The sequence below is a fragment of the Streptomyces sp. NBC_00328 genome (assembly GCF_036139655.1).
In the GTDB taxonomy this organism is placed as follows: Bacteria; Actinomycetota; Actinomycetes; order Streptomycetales; family Streptomycetaceae; genus Streptomyces.
Genome location: NZ_CP108013.1, coordinates 6,808,197 through 6,823,073, shown reverse-complemented (window position 1 = coordinate 6,823,073; position 14,877 = coordinate 6,808,197). Strand labels below are relative to the sequence as shown.

Annotated in this window: 17 protein-coding genes and 5 tRNA genes; 6 read left to right on the top strand and 16 right to left on the bottom strand. The window is 69.8% G+C overall.

Features of this window, described 5'->3' with window-relative positions; translation table 11 throughout:
- Positions 1-60 precede the first annotated feature (60 nt).
- On the top strand, positions 61-246 hold the full coding sequence (gene rpmB / locus OG485_RS30080) for a 50S ribosomal protein L28 (protein WP_037625034.1): 186 nt from the start codon (positions 61-63) through the stop codon (positions 244-246).
- A gap of 131 nt (positions 247-377) precedes the next feature.
- Here rpmB and OG485_RS30075 read toward each other — a convergent pair whose 3' ends face one another.
- Complete coding sequence (locus tag OG485_RS30075; RefSeq protein WP_326785315.1) at positions 378-1,343, bottom strand: thiamine-phosphate kinase; 966 nt, start codon at positions 1,341-1,343, stop codon at positions 378-380.
- Positions 1,344-1,549: 206 nt separating this feature from the next.
- Between OG485_RS30075 and OG485_RS30070 the strand changes: the two genes are divergently transcribed.
- Both OG485_RS30070 and OG485_RS30065 read left to right on the top strand, forming a co-directional pair.
- Positions 1,550-1,783 (top strand): Lrp/AsnC family transcriptional regulator, encoded by a 234-nt coding sequence (locus tag OG485_RS30070; protein WP_158990895.1) that lies wholly within the window; start codon positions 1,550-1,552, stop codon positions 1,781-1,783.
- Positions 1,784-1,803: 20 nt separating this feature from the next.
- Entirely contained in the window at positions 1,804-2,313 is a 510-nt protein-coding gene (locus OG485_RS30065) for a DUF3515 domain-containing protein (protein ID WP_328447716.1), read from the top strand.
- A gap of 21 nt (positions 2,314-2,334) precedes the next feature.
- On the opposite strand, the gene OG485_RS30060 is transcribed toward OG485_RS30065, so the two are convergent.
- The 3 genes from OG485_RS30060 to OG485_RS30050 all read right to left on the bottom strand — a co-directional run bounded on the left by OG485_RS30060 (position 2,335) and on the right by OG485_RS30050 (position 5,386).
- Positions 2,335-3,492, bottom strand: coding sequence for a D-alanine--D-alanine ligase family protein (locus tag OG485_RS30060; protein ID WP_328671669.1), 1,158 nt, complete (start codon positions 3,490-3,492; stop codon positions 2,335-2,337).
- Between the two features lie 116 nt (positions 3,493-3,608).
- Positions 3,609-4,619: an NAD(P)H-dependent glycerol-3-phosphate dehydrogenase gene (locus OG485_RS30055; RefSeq protein ID WP_328671668.1), complete on the bottom strand. Its 1,011-nt coding sequence runs from the start codon at positions 4,617-4,619 to the stop codon at positions 3,609-3,611.
- Entirely contained in the window at positions 4,616-5,386 is a 771-nt protein-coding gene (locus OG485_RS30050; protein ID WP_328671667.1) for a lysophospholipid acyltransferase family protein, read from the bottom strand. The genes OG485_RS30055 and OG485_RS30050 overlap by 4 nt, the downstream gene beginning before the upstream one ends.
- A gap of 144 nt (positions 5,387-5,530) precedes the next feature.
- Here OG485_RS30050 and cofC point away from each other — a divergent pair, with 144 nt between their 5' ends.
- Positions 5,531-6,169, top strand: a complete 639-nt coding sequence (gene cofC, locus OG485_RS30045; RefSeq protein ID WP_328671666.1) for a 2-phospho-L-lactate guanylyltransferase — start codon at positions 5,531-5,533, stop codon at positions 6,167-6,169.
- A gap of 74 nt (positions 6,170-6,243) precedes the next feature.
- Positions 6,244-6,447, top strand: a complete 204-nt coding sequence (locus OG485_RS30040; RefSeq protein ID WP_326785322.1) for a hypothetical protein — start codon at positions 6,244-6,246, stop codon at positions 6,445-6,447.
- A gap of 81 nt (positions 6,448-6,528) precedes the next feature.
- Here OG485_RS30040 and OG485_RS30035 read toward each other — a convergent pair whose 3' ends face one another.
- The 4 genes from OG485_RS30035 to leuC all read right to left on the bottom strand — a co-directional run bounded on the left by OG485_RS30035 (position 6,529) and on the right by leuC (position 9,831).
- Entirely contained in the window at positions 6,529-7,164 is a 636-nt protein-coding gene (locus OG485_RS30035) for an HU family DNA-binding protein (RefSeq protein ID WP_328671665.1), read from the bottom strand.
- 138 nt (positions 7,165-7,302) lie between these two features.
- Complete coding sequence (locus tag OG485_RS30030; protein ID WP_328671664.1) at positions 7,303-7,533, bottom strand: hypothetical protein; 231 nt, start codon at positions 7,531-7,533, stop codon at positions 7,303-7,305.
- 274 nt (positions 7,534-7,807) lie between these two features.
- Positions 7,808-8,401 carry a 3-isopropylmalate dehydratase small subunit gene (gene leuD / locus OG485_RS30025; protein WP_326785325.1) on the bottom strand — a complete coding sequence of 198 codons (594 nt, stop codon included), beginning with the start codon at positions 8,399-8,401 and terminating at the stop codon, positions 7,808-7,810.
- A gap of 5 nt (positions 8,402-8,406) precedes the next feature.
- Positions 8,407-9,831 carry a 3-isopropylmalate dehydratase large subunit gene (leuC, locus tag OG485_RS30020; RefSeq protein WP_266763142.1) on the bottom strand — a complete coding sequence of 475 codons (1,425 nt, stop codon included), beginning with the start codon at positions 9,829-9,831 and terminating at the stop codon, positions 8,407-8,409.
- Positions 9,832-10,023: 192 nt separating this feature from the next.
- Between leuC and ndgR the strand changes: the two genes are divergently transcribed.
- Positions 10,024-10,740 (top strand): IclR family transcriptional regulator NdgR, encoded by a 717-nt coding sequence (gene ndgR / locus OG485_RS30015; RefSeq protein WP_028806673.1) that lies wholly within the window; start codon positions 10,024-10,026, stop codon positions 10,738-10,740.
- A 216-nt stretch (positions 10,741-10,956) separates the two neighbouring features.
- Here the strand turns inward: ndgR and OG485_RS30010 are convergent.
- The 8 genes from OG485_RS30010 to OG485_RS29975 form a co-directional block, all read right to left on the bottom strand.
- A tRNA-Glu gene (locus OG485_RS30010) sits at positions 10,957-11,029 on the bottom strand.
- A 29-nt stretch (positions 11,030-11,058) separates the two neighbouring features.
- Positions 11,059-11,130: transfer RNA gene (locus OG485_RS30005), tRNA-Gln, on the bottom strand.
- 25 nt (positions 11,131-11,155) lie between these two features.
- Positions 11,156-11,228 (bottom strand) — tRNA-Glu (locus tag OG485_RS30000).
- A 62-nt stretch (positions 11,229-11,290) separates the two neighbouring features.
- Positions 11,291-11,363, bottom strand: a tRNA-Glu gene (locus OG485_RS29995).
- Between the two features lie 44 nt (positions 11,364-11,407).
- Positions 11,408-11,479: transfer RNA gene (locus OG485_RS29990), tRNA-Gln, on the bottom strand.
- A 90-nt stretch (positions 11,480-11,569) separates the two neighbouring features.
- The gene (locus OG485_RS29985) at positions 11,570-12,304 is read right to left on the bottom strand and encodes an HAD family hydrolase (protein ID WP_328671663.1); all 735 of its coding nucleotides are present in this window, start codon (positions 12,302-12,304) and stop codon (positions 11,570-11,572) included.
- A gap of 218 nt (positions 12,305-12,522) precedes the next feature.
- Complete coding sequence (gene gltX, locus OG485_RS29980; protein WP_328671662.1) at positions 12,523-13,992, bottom strand: glutamate--tRNA ligase; 1,470 nt, start codon at positions 13,990-13,992, stop codon at positions 12,523-12,525.
- Positions 13,985-14,761: a fumarylacetoacetate hydrolase family protein gene (locus tag OG485_RS29975; protein ID WP_328671661.1), complete on the bottom strand. Its 777-nt coding sequence runs from the start codon at positions 14,759-14,761 to the stop codon at positions 13,985-13,987. Before OG485_RS29975 ends, gltX begins: the two co-directional genes overlap by 8 nt.
- Positions 14,762-14,877 lie beyond the last annotated feature (116 nt).

The following is a 14,877-nucleotide window of genomic DNA, read 5'->3' as shown; positions in this document are numbered from 1 at the left end:
TCTTGATTCTCGGCATGCCGGGATCAACCGTAAGTGCATCTGAAGTCTTTGGAGTGACCCGTGGCTGCCAACTGCGACGTCTGCGGCAAGGGGCCGGGCTTCGGCAACAACATCTCGCACTCGCACCGCCGTACACCGCGTCGCTGGAACCCCAACATCCAGCGCGTTCGTACCGTGGTGGGCGGGACGCCGAAGCGCGTGAACGCTTGCACCTCGTGCATCAAGGCCGGCAAGGTCACGCGCTGACAACCGCTAGCGCGCGGCCACTGCTGGTACGTCTGCACTGAACCCGTCCACCTCACGGTGGGCGGGTTTTTTGCTGCTCGCGTTCCGTCGGCCGCCCGAGCGCCCGGGGATACACCCCGGGCGCCGGGGGCTCAGGACTCGATGCCCCCGAAGTGGTCCCAGCCGCCCTTGCTCGTCCAGGGAGCGCCGTCCACGGTCACCCGGGGCAGCGCCGACGGGTTGAGGACCTCGCCGATCACCTTCCAGCGCGCGGGCAGCTTCACGTCCGGCGGGAAGGTGGCGACGATCGCGTGGTCCTCGCCGCCGGTGAGCACCCACTGGATGGGGTCGACCCCCACGGCCTGACCGATGTCGTTCATCTGCGAGGGGATGTCGATGTCCCCGGAGCGGATGTCGATACGGACCTTGCTCGCCTCGGCGATGTGCCCGAGGTCGGCGATCAGGCCGTCACTGACGTCCGTCATCGAGGTCGCGCCGAGCCCGGCGGCGGCCGGACCCGCGTGATACGGCGGTTCGGGGCGGCGGTGCGCCTCGACGAAGGCGCGCGGCGAGCGGAAGCCCCGGGAGAGCACCGCGAACCCGGCCGCCGACCAGCCCAGCCAGCCCGTCACGGCGACGACGTCACCGGGCTGGGCGCCGCCCCGGGTGACCGGCTCGTGGTTGCGCAGATCGCCGAGCGCGGTGATCGCGACGGTGATGGTCTCCCCCCGTACGACATCACCGCCGACCACGGCGGCGCCCGCGACCTGGCACTCGTCGCGCAGCCCGTCCATCAGCTCCGAGGGCCAGGTGGCCGGGAGCTCGGCGGGCACGACCAGGCCGAGCAGCAGCGCGGTCGGCACGGCGCCCATCGCGGCGATGTCCGCGAGGTTCTGTGCGGCGGCCTTGCGGCCGACGTCGTACGCCGTGGACCAGTCGCGGCGGAAGTGACGCCCTTCGAGGAGGATGTCGGTGCTCGCCACGACCCTGCGGTCCGGCGCTGCCACCACCGCGGCGTCGTCGCCGGGGCCGACCCGGACCGCCGGGGTGGTGGTGAGACGCGAGGTGAGCTCTCGGATGAGCCCGAACTCCCCCAACTCGCCCACGGTGCCCTTCATGATCGTCGTGCTCCCTCTGTCGCTGCTCGTGCCCGGTCGCGAGCCGTCTGAGTACTCGGTACGGTCGAGTTGACCGTCAACTTGCGCAGTTCCTCCACCCCGGCGCGCGAGCCCCAGTGACCGCGGGTCTCCCCGCGGCGAGCGGCAACGCGATACCGTGGCGTTCCTTTTCCCCACATGATCCTCGTGGCCGCCCTGGAGGTTCCGTGGTACAGGCGTACATCCTGATCCAGACGGAGGTCGGCAAAGCGTCGACCGTCGCCGAGACGATCGCCAAGATCCCGGGGGTGATCCAGGCCGAGGACGTGACCGGACCGTACGACGTGATCGTGCGCGCCCAGGCGGACACCGTCGACGACCTCGGCCGCATGGTGGTCGCCAAGGTCCAGCAAGTGGACGGCATCACCCGCACCCTGACCTGCCCGGTCGTGCACCTGTAGCCCCCGTCTACCCTTGGCCGGTGAACTTCTTCCGTCACCGGCACACCGCTCTGCTCGGGCTGCCCGCTCTCGCGACGCTGATCGCGATCGCGGGCTGCTCCTCAGCAGACGACAGCGCGTCCGTCGCGGTTCCGAGCCCGGACACGAAGGTCACCGAGCTGTGCCAGAACCTGGACAAGGCGCTGCCGCGGACCGTGGACGGCCGGCGCCGGGAGGACCCGGAGCCCCGGTCCGCGCTGACCGCGGGCTGGGGAAGCCCGGCGATCATACTGCGCTGCGGTGTCGAGCGGCCGCCGAAGATGATCGATCCGAAGGTGGCGGCGGGCGACGACCCGAAGGCGGTGGGCGGCGGAGTGAACGGCGTCGACTGGCTGATGGAGCAGCAGGACGACGGGACGACCCGCCTCACCACCGCGTCGCGTCTGGCGTACGTCCAGGTCACCGTGCCCGAAGGGGCCGATGCCTCCGGCGTGCTCGTCGACCTGGCCGCCTCCGTCAAGAAGGCGATCCCCAAGGGGATCGCCGACTGACGTACTGGTGCCGCGACGTACTCAGCGCAGTCCGGTGGACCGGCGCAGCGCCGCCTGGATCAGGCGGTCGACGAGCTCCGCGTAGCCGACGCCCGTCTCCCGCCACATGCGCGGGTACATGGAGATCGGCGTGAAGCCCGGCATCGTGTTGATCTCGTTGATCACGAACTCGCCGTCCTCGGTGAGGAAGAAGTCCGCGCGGACCAGGCCCTCGCAGGACGCCGCGTCGAAGGCCTCGACGGCCAGGCGGCGGACCTCCGCGGTCTGCTCCTCGGTGAGCGGCGCCGGCACGATCCCGTCGGCGGCGTCGATGTACTTGGCCTCGAAGTCGTAGAACGCGTGCGACTGCACGGGCGGGATCTCCGCGGGGACCGACGCGCGCGGGCCGTCCTCGAACTCCAGGACTCCGCACTCGATCTCGCGTCCGCGCAGCAGCGCCTCCACGATGATCTTCGGGTCGTGCCGCTGGGCCTCCGCGATGGCCTCGTCGAGGCCGGAGAGGTCGTCGACCTTCGTGATGCCGAACGACGAACCCGCGCGCGCGGGCTTCACGAAGAGCGGCCAGCCGTGCTCACCCGCGAAGTCGACGATCTTCTTGCGGGCGGCGGACTGGTCCTGCTGCCACTCGCGCGGCCGGATCACCACGTACGGGCCCACCTTCAGGCCGAACGAGGTGAACACCCGCTTCATGTAGTCCTTGTCCTGGCCGACGGCCGAGGCGAGCACGCCTGAGCCGACGTAGGGGACCCCGGACAGTTCCAGCAGGCCCTGGAGGGTGCCGTCCTCGCCGTACGGGCCGTGCAGCATCGGGAAGACGACGTCGACCTCGCCGAGCGCCTTGGGGACCGACCCCGGCTCGTTGTAGACGACTTCACGGTTGGCCGGGTCGACGGGGAGCACCACGCCGCCCTCGCCGGACTCGGCGAGCTGCTCGACGCTGGGCTGCTTGCGGTCGACGATCGCCATGCGTTCCGGCTCGTCCGCGGTGAGCGCCCAACGGCCGTCCTGGGTGATACCGATCGGCAGTACGTCGTACTTCGTACGGTCGATCGCGCTGAGGACGGCGCCGGCGGTGACCACGGAGATCCCGTGTTCGGAGCTTCGGCCGCCGAAGACGACGGCCACGCGCGGCTTGCGCGTCGGCTGCTCAGGGCTCTGGGGGAGGTTCTCGGTGCTCATATCGGGTTGAGAGTACCCGGTGGTACGGCGGTGAGTCAGCGCCCCACGGCGGCTGTTGCTCAGCGTCGTACCCACCTTGCGGAGCGTCGCCCACCTGGTGGTTCGGCGGCGCCGGTTCAGCGGCGTTCGGGCTTGGCGCTGCGCCCCATCAGCTCCTTGAGGGCGACCACCGGCGGCTTGCCCTCGTGGACGATGCTGACGACGGTCTCCGTGATCGGCATGTCGACGCCGTGCCGGCGTGCCAGATCCAGCACCGACTCGCAGGACTTGACCCCCTCGGCGGTCTGCCGGGTGACCGCGATGGTCTCCTGGAGGGTCATGCCCCGGCCGAGGTTGATGCCGAAGGTGTGGTTGCGGGACAGCGGCGAGGAGCAGGTGGCGGCGAGGTCGCCGAGGCCCGCGAGGCCGGAGAACGTCATCGGGTCCGCGCCCATCACGAGTCCGAGGCGGGTGGTCTCGGCCAGGCCGCGGGTGATCAGCGAGCCCTTGGCGTTGTCGCCCAGACCCATGCCGTCGGCGATGCCGACGGCGAGACCGATCACGTTCTTGACGGCTCCGCCGAGTTCACAGCCCACCACGTCGGTGTTCGTGTACGGCCGGAAGTACGGCGTGTGGCAGGCGGTCTGGATCCGCCGGGCCACCGCCTCGTCGCGGCAGGCGACGACGCCCGCCGCCGGCATCCGCTGGGCGACCTCCTTGGCGAGGTTGGGCCCCGTGACGACGGCGACACGGTCCGCGGAGACCTTGGCGACCTCCTCGATGACCTCGCTCATCCGCTTCACGGTGCCGAGTTCGACGCCCTTCATGAGCGAGACGAGCACGGTGTCGGGGGCGAGCAGCGGCACCCAGTCCGCGAGGTTGCCGCGCAGGGTCTGGGAGGGCACGGCGAGGACGGTGAAGTCGGCTCCGCGTGCGGCCTTCGCCGGGTCGGCGGTGGCCCGCAGGTTCTCCGGGAGTTCGATGCCCGGGAGGTAGTCCGGGTTCATGCGCGTGGAGTTGACCGCGTCGGCGAGTTCGGGACGGCGTGCCCACAGGGTGACGTCGCACCCCGCGTCGGCGAGCACCATGCCGAAAGCCGTACCCCACGATCCGGTCCCGAAGACGGCCGCCCTGACCGGCTTGCTCACGTGCCCTGCCCTTCTTCCTGCGGTGCCTTCGACTTGGCCGCGGTCCTACGGCGCTGCGCGATGCGCACCTCGCGCGGGTCGTACACGTTCTCGGGCGCCTTCTCGCCGCGGATCAGCTCCAGCTGCGCGGTGACGGCCGCCATGATGACCTCGGTGACCTCCTTCAGGAGGTCCGGGTTCATCTCCCGGTCGTAGTAGCGCGAGAGGTCCACCGGCGGGCCCGCGAGCACGCGGTGGGTCTTGCGCGGAAGGATGTCGGGCTTCTTGGCGTACGGGGGCAGCAGTTCGTTGGCGCCCCACTGCGCGACCGGGATCACCGGGCACCGGGTCTGCAGGGCGACCCTCGCCGCACCGGTCTTGCCGGTCATCGGCCAGCCGTCGGGGTCACGGGTGAGCGTGCCCTCGGGGTAGAACGCCACGCACTCACCGCGTTCCACGGCGTCGATCGCGGCCCGGAAGGCGCTCAGGGCGTCGGTGCTCTCGCGGTAGACGGGAATCTGTCCGGTGCCGCGCATCGCGGCGCCGACGAATCCCTTCTTGAAAAGCCCGGCCTTCGCCAGGAAGCGCGGAACACGCCCGGTGTTGTACTGGTAGTGCGCATACGCGAACGGGTCCACATGGGAATTATGGTTCACCGCGGTGATAAATCCGCCCTCGGCCGGAATGTTCTCCATCCCGCGCCAGTCCCGCTTGATCAGAAGCACCAGCGGCGGTTTGACGAGAACCGCTGCGAAGCGGTACCAGAAGCCGATTCTGCGGCGGGGCACGCGGACACCTTCCTCTAGAGCCTGGGGGGCCGCACAAGTGTCGCTCCAGGCCGCCTGTCTGTCGAGAACACCGTACGCCCCGACACCCGGACCGCCAGGGTGACCAGGTCACAATAAGGCGTGACTGGAGAGGGTGGAGCGCTCGTGCGGTGGACCTTGGTCGTACCTCTCAAACCCCTGGCGCGGGCCAAGAGCAGGCTGGCGGACACCGCTTCCGACGTACTGCGCCCAGGGCTTGCCCTCGCGTTCGCGCAGGACACCGTGGCGGCGGCGCTGGCCTGCGCCACCGTCCGAGGTGTGGCGGTCGTCACGGGCGACGCCCTGGCCGGGAGGGAGCTGGCCGCGCTCGGCGCGCACATCGTCGCGGACGAGCCGGGCGGGGGCCTCAACGCGGCGCTGGCGCACGGGGCCGAGGCCGTACGGGCCCGGGATCCCGAATGCGCCGTCGCGGCCCTGAACGCCGATCTGCCCGCTCTGCGGCCTGGGGAATTGGCCCGGGTACTGGCCGCCGCGGGCGAATTCCCCCGCGCTTTTCTGGCCGATGCTGCCGCAATCGGCACGACGCTCCTGGCCGCTTCCCCGGGCCGGGAATTGCTCCCCGCTTTCGGCGGTGATTCCCGGGCCCGCCATCGCGCCTCGGGGGCCGCGGAACTCCGTCTCGACGCGGTGGATTCCGTACGCCAGGACGTGGACACCCGGGAGGATCTGCGGGCGGCGCTGGCACTCGGCGTCGGACCGCGCACGGCGGCCGCGGCGGCGCGGCTGCTGATTCCCGGGCAGTAGGCGGCAATGGGCGGCCGAGCCCGGGGGCGGAACTGCTCGCGTCCCGCGCGGGGCGGGATCAGTAGGCTGCCCCCATGCAGGCGACCTCGTACACGTACGACCCCGAGACCCGCAGCGGACAGGTGCTGCTCGACGACGGCACCCCGGTGCCCTTCGACGGCCCGGCGTTCGACGCCGGCGGGCTGCGGCTGCTGCGGCCTGGACAGCGCGTGCGGATCGAGACCGAGGGCGAGGGCGCGGAGCTCAGGATCACCCTGATCACGCTGCAGACGTTCTGACGCGGACGTTCTGGACGTGCCGCGGGCCGGGCTCCCGGTGGGAGCCCGGCCCGGCGCGTGAGGTGCCCCTCGGCCCTGCTTCTAGCGGGCGGTGGCCTTCTTGGCGGTGATCTTGCGAGCCGTCGACTTCTTCGCGGGGGCCTTCTTGGCCGTGGCCTTCTTCGCCGGAGCCTTCTTGGCGGCGGTCTTCTTGGCCGCGGTCGTCTTCGCCGTCGTCTTCTTGGCGGCGGCCGTCTTCGCCGTCGTCTTCTTCGCCGCGGTCTTCTTCACGGCGGCCGTGGTCTTCTTCGCGACCGTCTTCTTCGCCACGGCCTTCCTGACCGCCGCCTTCTTGGCGGTGGTGGCCTTCTTGGCCGCGGCCTTCTTCACCGTCGCGGAAGCGCCGCCGGAGAGGCTGCCCTTCGGGGCCTTCTTGACCGCGACGTCGTTCTTCGGGAGCTTCTTCGAGCCGCTCACCAGGTCCTTGAAGCCCTGGCCGGCACGGAAGCGCGGCACAGAGGTCTTCTTGACCCGAACACGCTCACCCGTCTGAGGGTTGCGGGCGTAACGGGCGGGGCGGTCGACCTTCTCGAAGGAACCGAAGCCCGTGACCGAGACCCGGTCTCCGCTGACAACCGCACGGACGATGGCGTCCAGTACCGCGTCGACCGCGTCGGCGGCCTGCTGACGCCCGCCGACCTTGTCGGCAATCGCTTCTACGAGCTGCGCCTTGTTCACGTCTTCCCCTTCGGAGACATTGCCCGAACGAATGCGTTCAAGCTTTTTCGCACGTTAGGCAGATATATACCGCAAATCAAACACGAAACGGGCTAATCACCCTTGTGCCGCAACGAACTCGGGCCGCAGCTCAGTTCGTCAGTGATCCCCTTCGAGGAATCGGCCCTCGTCGAGGTCGGTGGTGAACCGCTCCAGCCGCCTTGTCGCGTCGGCGAGATCGTGCTTGGCCGCGGCCGTAATGACCAGCAGCTTCCGGGCCAGCGCCATCCGTACGCCCTCCGGGACTTGCAGTGCGCGCACTCTTGTGTGCGCTTCCTTGAGTTGGGCCGCGACCGCCGCGTAGAGCTCGAGTTGGCTGTCACGTTCCATGCACAGATTGTGCCATCTGGGGCGAGTTGTCGCCTGCGCAGGGGGCAACTGCCGCCCACCGGAGGCCTTCTGGCCCCCTTGGCCGGAAGTCGCCCACGTAGCCGCCTACCCAGGCAACCCGCCTTGTAACTAAGGGAGTTGACTGTCCTCGTGAGGGTGCGCGGGAGCCTTCCGGGAGCGGAAACAGCTGTACCCCCAACCGTCCACGATTGGGGGTACAGAGTGATGCGGCATGGCTGAAATCAACCGTGCCCGGCCGGAGCCGGGCCGGGTGTCAGACCTGGAGCGTCTTCGGCTTGTGCGAGGGCCGCTTGGCCTCGTACGCCGCGATGTCGCCCTCGTTCTGGAGGGTGATGGAGATGTCGTCCAGCCCGTTCAGCAGCCGCCAGCGGGCGTTCTCGTCGAGCTCGAAGGCGGCGGTGATGCCCTCGGCGCGCACCTCACGGGCCTCGAGGTCGACCGTGATCTCGGCCTGCGGGTCCTTCTCCGACAGCTCCTGCAGCGCGTCCACGATCTTCTGGTCCAGAACCACCGTGAGCAGGCCGTTCTTGAGCGAGTTGCCGCGGAAGATGTCGGCGAACCGGGACGAGATGACGGTCTTGAAGCCGTAGTTCTGGAGCGCCCAGACGGCGTGCTCGCGGGAGGAACCCGTACCGAAGTCGGGACCCGCCACCAGAACCGTGGCGCCCTGGCGCTCGGGCTGGTTGAGGATGAAGGACGCGTCCTTGCGCCAGGCCTCGAAGAGACCGTCCTCGAAGCCGTCCCTGGTCACCTTCTTGAGCCAGTGGGCGGGGATGATCTGGTCGGTGTCGACGTTGCTGCGGCGCAGCGGGACGGCCCGGCCGGTGTGCGTGGTGAATGCTTCCATGGCTCTCAGACTCCAGCGGGCACGGGGGCGTCGGACAGGTCGGCCGGGGAGGCCAGGTGGCCGAGAACCGCCGAGGCCGCGGCGACCTGCGGCGAGACCAGATGCGTACGGCCGCCCTTGCCCTGCCTGCCCTCGAAGTTGCGGTTGGAGGTGGACGCGGAGCGCTCACCGGGGGCCAGCTGGTCGGGGTTCATGCCCAGACACATCGAGCAGCCCGCGTGCCGCCATTCGGCGCCGGCCTCCTTGAAGACCACGTCCAGGCCCTCGGAGACGGCCTGCAGACCGACCCGCGCGGAGCCGGGGACGACCAGCATCCGTACGCCGTCGGCGACTTTGCGGCCCTCGACGATCTCGGCGGCCGCACGCAGGTCCTCGATACGGCCATTGGTGCACGAACCTACGAAGACGGTGTCGACCTTGATGTCGCGCAGCGGCTGTCCGGCGGTCAACCCCATGTATTCCAGGGCCTTTTCGGCGGCGTGGCGCTCCGAAGCGTCTTCGTACGAAGCCGGGTCGGGGACGTTCGCCGAAAGCGGCGCTCCCTGGCCGGGGTTGGTGCCCCAGGTGACGAACGGCGACAGGGAGGCGGCGTCGATGACGACCTCCGCGTCGAATTCGGCGTCGTCGTCGGACTTCAGGGTCTTCCAGTACGCGACCGCGGCGTCCCACTCCTCGCCCTCGGGGGCGTGGGCGCGGCCCTTGAGGTACGCGAAGGCGGTCTCGTCGGGGGCGATCATGCCAGCGCGGGCGCCGGCCTCGATCGACATGTTGCAGATGGTCATCCGGGCTTCCATCGAGAGCTTCTCGATGGCGGAGCCGCGGTATTCCAGGATGTAGCCCTGGCCGCCGCCCGTACCGATCTTGGCGATGATCGCCAGGATCAGGTCCTTGGCGCTGACTCCGTCGGGCAGTTCGCCGTCGACCGTGATGGCCATGGTCTTCGGGCGGGCCAGCGGGAGCGTCTGGGTGGCCAGCACATGCTCCACCTGGGAGGTGCCGATGCCGAACGCCAGGGCGCCGAAGGCGCCGTGCGTGGAGGTGTGCGAGTCGCCGCAGACCACGGTGGTGCCCGGCTGGGTCAGACCCAGCTGCGGCCCCACCACGTGCACCACGCCCTGCTCGACGTCGCCCAGCGAGTGCAGCCGCACGCCGAATTCGGCGGCGTTCTTGCGCAGCGTCTCCAGCTGGACCCGGGAGACCGGGTCCGCGATGGGCTTGTCGATGTCGAGGGTCGGGGTGTTGTGATCCTCGGTCGCGATGGTGAGGTCGAGGCGCCGCACCGGGCGGCCCGCCTGACGCAGGCCGTCGAAGGCCTGCGGGCTGGTCACCTCGTGCAGCAGGTGCAGATCGATGAAGAGGAGGTCGGGCTCGCCCTCGGCGCGCCGGACGACATGGTCGTCCCAGACCTTCTCCGCGAGTGTCCTACCCATCGCTTTCCCTCCGGCCGGCTTGTGTGGCGCCGGCCCAACTAGAGATTTCCGGGGCGGTTGAACGTCCGTACCCCTCGTACCGGACGTCGTCCGCCGGACCCGTTGGTTCGCGGGCCGCTGTGTCTACAAGGGTGGCGCGTTCCACCGGAAATTGAACTTGCGTTTCACAGAGTGAGACGCGAGTATCGTTTCATGGACAACAGTAGCGGCGTCGGCGTTCTGGACAAGGCAGCCCTTGTCCTGAGCGCTCTGGAGTCCGGTCCGGCCACCCTCGCAGGCTTGGTCGCGGCGACCGGACTGGCACGACCCACGGCACATCGCCTCGCCGTGGCACTTGAACACCACCGCATGGTGGCGCGCGACATGCAGGGCCGTTTCATCCTCGGACCCCGGCTCGCCGAACTGGCCGCGGCCGCGGGTGAGGACCGCCTCCTCGCGACGGCGGGCCCGGTGCTCACGCACCTGAGGGACATCACGGGCGAGAGCGCGCAGCTCTACCGCCGCCAGGGCGACATGCGCATCTGCGTCGCCGCGGCCGAGCGGCTGTCCGGTCTGCGGGACACGGTCCCGGTGGGCTCCACGCTCACCATGAAGGCCGGTTCCTCCGCCCAGATCCTGATGGCCTGGGAGGAGCCGGAGCGGCTGCACCGCGGTCTGCAGGGCGCCCGCTTCACCGCCACCGCTCTGTCGGGGGTACGGCGCCGGGGCTGGGCCCAGTCGATCGGTGAGCGCGAGCCGGGCGTGGCGTCCGTCTCCGCGCCGGTCCGCGGACCCTCGAACCGTGTCGTGGCCGCCGTCTCGGTCTCCGGGCCGATCGAGCGCCTGACCCGCCACCCGGGCCGCATGCACGCCCAGGCCGTCATCGACGCCGCCGGGCGGCTCTCCGAGGCCCTGCGCCGCACCGGCTGACCTTCGCTCCGCTCCCGCGCGACGGGAGGGCCGGCCTCAACGCCGCGGCAGGCCCTTCCCGAAGCGCACCGTCCCGTACACGGGGTGTACCGGCTCACCGAGCCCGTGCACCCCGTGCCCCGTTTCCGGGGTGATCCAACTCATGGCACCGTGGTCCGAGTTGATCTCCGAACGCCGAAAGGGCCCCCACCGAAGTGGAGACCCTTGCGGACCGTGTACCCCCGACCGGATTCGAACCGGCGCTACTGCCGTGAGAGGGCAGCGTGCTAGGCCGCTACACAACGGGGGCCTGAATCCTGCGTTTCCGCAGATTCGGAGCTGGGCTACCAGGACTCGAACCTAGAATGACGGTACCAGAAACCGTAGTGTTGCCAATTACACCATAGCCCATGGTGGTTTAGACCAATTTGGTCAGTACCCCCGACCGGATTCGAACCGGCGCTACTGCCGTGAGAGGGCAGCGTGCTAGGCCGCTACACAACGGGGGCCCTAGCGATCCTGCATGAGGGGCAGCGGGTGCGACCCGAACTGCCTCCCTGAGAAGGATCTGTACCCCCGACCGGATTCGAACCGGCGCTACTGCCGTGAGAGGGCAGCGTGCTAGGCCGCTACACAACGGGGGCGGGTGCGGATCTGGATTTCCGCGTGTGCAGATGAGCTCTGCGAGCTGGCCTACCAGGACTCGAACCTAGAATGACGGTACCAGAAACCGTAGTGTTGCCAATTACACCATAGGCCACTGAAACGCGACCCCTGTGGGGGATCTTGTTTTAGCTGGCACCTCCGGGCTCCGGCCTTTCGGCCCGCTCCCGGCGGCGCAGAAGGAACATTACCCGAAGGTGGACCACGCTCCAAAACGGGTATCCGTGTCGAGGATCGCGGGCAACTCTGCGAGCGATCCGATGCGGTGCGGACCCGTCCGTCCGGCGGCGCCGGCGGCGTGGGCGCCGCCCCGGTCGATCCAGACCGAGAGCAGACCGGCGTCGGCGGCGCCGCGTCCGTCGATCTCCGGATGGTCCCCTACGTAGGCGACGCGGTGCGGTGGCAGCCCCAGGGCGTCACAGGCCGCGTGGAAGGCGGCCGCCGCGGGTTTGGAGACGCCGAGTTCGGCGGCGCACAGGATGGCCTCGAAGCGGTCGTGCACACCGAGGACGCGCAGCTTGCGGTCCTGCACGAGGAGGCTGGAGTTGGACAGCACGGCGTGCCGGTGGCTGGCCACGAGCGCGTCCAGGACGGGCAGGACGTCCGGGAAGAGCGCCCAGGCGCCCTCGTAGTGCGTGACGTACCGGTCGAACCACGCGTCGGCCTCGGTGTCGCTCAGCGACTCCCCCAGGAACACCCGGACACGGTCCCGCCGCTGACCCTGCCAGTCCGTCTCGCCGGCCGCGTACCTCGCCCACTGGGCGTCGGTGATCTCCCGCCAGCGCCCGAGGGCCTGCTCGACGGTCGTCCCGCCGTCGAGCAGGCCCTCGGCGGCGAGATGGTCCCGCATGCCCGCCCGGTCGGCGGCCGTGTAGTCGAAGAGCGTGTCGTCGATGTCCCAGACCACGGCGTCGATGCTCATGCGCCGACGGTATCCCCGGGGGCGGGCGGCTGTCCCTCGGACGGTGGCGGTCGCGCCGGTCAGGGGCACAGCGGACGTACAACTGCGCTGCGACAAGAGGGAATTGACGGGAGCGGTGAACCGAGGGTGACCGGCCGGGCACATGCGGCAGGGCCGGCGCACACGCGACAGGGGCGGTGCCCGAACCGGACACCGCCCCTGTCGCGTACGTCTGCGGGCTAGGCCGCGAGCCGCTCCAGCGCGGCGTCGACGCGCGCCAGCGTCCTCTCCTTGCCCAGGATCTCCAGGGACTCGAAGAGCGGCAGGCCGACCGTGCGGCCGGTGACGGCGACGCGGACCGGGGCCTGGGCCTTGCCGAGCTTGAGGCCGTGCTCCTCACCCGCGGCCAGGACGGCCTCCTTCAGGGACTCCGGGGAGGTCCAGTCGGCCGCCTCCAGCTTCTCGCGGGCCGTGCGGAGCAGGGCGTCGCTGCCCTCCTTCATCGCCTTCGTCCAGGACGCCTCGTCGACGGCCGGCTCCGGCAGGAACAGGAAGTCGACGTTGTCCGTGATCTCGGAGAGGACCTTCATCCGCGACTGGGCGTGCGGGGCGATCGCCTGCCACTGCGCCTCGTCGAAGTCCTCCGGCGCCCAGGGCGCGAAGGGAGCGCGCAGCCAGGGGGCGCAGCGCTCGGTGAAGTCCTTCACATCGAGCATGCGGATGTGGTCGGCGTTGATCGCCTCGCACTTCTTCAGGTCGAAGCGGGCCGGGTTCGGGTTCACGTCCGTGACGTCGAACGCGGCGACCATCTCGTCGATCGAGAAGATGTCGCGGTCCGCCGCGAGCGACCAGCCGAGCAGGGAGAGGTAGTTCAGCAGGCCCTCGGGGAGGAAGCCGCGCTCCCGGTAGAGGTTGAGCGAGGACTCCGGGTCGCGCTTGGAGAGCTTCTTGTTGCCCTCGCCCATCACGTACGGGAGGTGGCCGAAGGCCGGGGTCTCCTTGGCGACGCCCAGCTCGGTCAGCGCCTTGTAGAGGGCGATCTGCCGGGGGGTGGAGGAGAGCAGGTCCTCGCCGCGCAGGACGTGGGTGATCTCCATCAGGGCGTCGTCGACGGGGTTGACGAGCGTGTACAGCGGGGCGCCGTTGGCCCGGACGATGCCGTAGTCCGGGACGTTCTCCGGGAGGTACGTGATCTCGCCGCGGACCAGGTCGTCGAAGGTGATCGCCTCGTCGGGCATCCTGAAGCGGACGATGGGCTTGCGGCCCTCGGCCTCGTAGGCGGCCTTCTGCTCGGCGGACAGGTCGCGGCAGTGGCCGTCGTAGCCGGAGGGCTTGCCGGCGGCGCGGGCGGCGTCGCGGCGGTTGTCCAGCTCCTCGGTCGAGCAGTAGCAGCGGTACGCGTGGCCCGCGTCCAGGAGCTTGGCGGCGACATCCGCGTAGATGTCCATGCGCTGCGACTGGCGGTACGGCGCGTGCGGGCCGCCGATCTCGGGGCCCTCGTCCCAGTCGAAGCCCAGCCAGCGCATCGAGTCGAGGAGCTGGTCGTACGACTCCTCGGAGTCGCGGGCCGCGTCGGTGTCCTCGATGCGGAAGACCAGGGTGCCTTCGTTGTGCCGGGCGAACGCCCAGTTGAACAGGGCGGTGCGGACCAGCCCGACATGGGGATTGCCGGTCGGGGAGGGACAGAAACGTACACGGACGTTAGCCACGCTTGATCACCTTGTTGGTGAGAGTGCCGATGCCTTCGATGGTGACGGCGACCTCGTCGCCGACGTTCAGGGGGCCGACCCCAGCCGGGGTGCCGGTGAGGATCACGTCGCCGGGGAGCAGCGTCATGGCCTCGGTGATGTTGACGATGAGGTCCTCGATGGAGTGGATCATCTCGCTGGTGCGGCCGAGCTGCCGCTGCTGCCCGTTGACCGTGCACTGGATGGTCAGGTCGGCGGGGTCGAGGTCCGTCTCCACCCAGGGGCCGAGCGGGCAGGAGCTGTCGAAGCCCTTGGCGCGGGCCCACTGCTTCTCGCGCCTCTGCACATCGCGGGCGGTGACGTCGTTGGCGCAGGTGTAACCGAGGATGACGTCCTTGACCCGCTCGCGCGGGACCTCGCGGCACATGCGGCCGATGACGACGGCGAGCTCGGCCTCGTGGTGCAGCTCGCTGGAGAAGGAGGGGTACTGGATCGGGTCGCCGGGACCGGTCACCGAGGTCGACGGCTTGAAGAAGGCGAACGGGGCGTCGGGCACCTCGTTGCCGAGCTCCCTGGCGTGCTCCGCGTAGTTGCGGCCGAAGGCCACGACCTTGTTCGGGAGCACCGGCGGCAGCAGCCGGACCTTGTTCAGCGGGACCTTCGTACCGGAGAGCTCGAAGTCCGCGAACGGGATGCCCTTGATGATGTCGAGGACGAGCTCGTCCGGCTTGTCGCCCTCGACCGCGCCGAAAGCGACGTTGCCGTCGATGGAGAATCTGGCGATGCGCACGGGATCCTTGCGCCCCTCACTGAGCTGGCTGGAGTCTGACGCTCCAGGCTAACGCGGCAAGGGCTGCGGGCTTGGCGTATATCCGCCGGGGCGGTGAGCCGCGGGGCGTGCTCCGG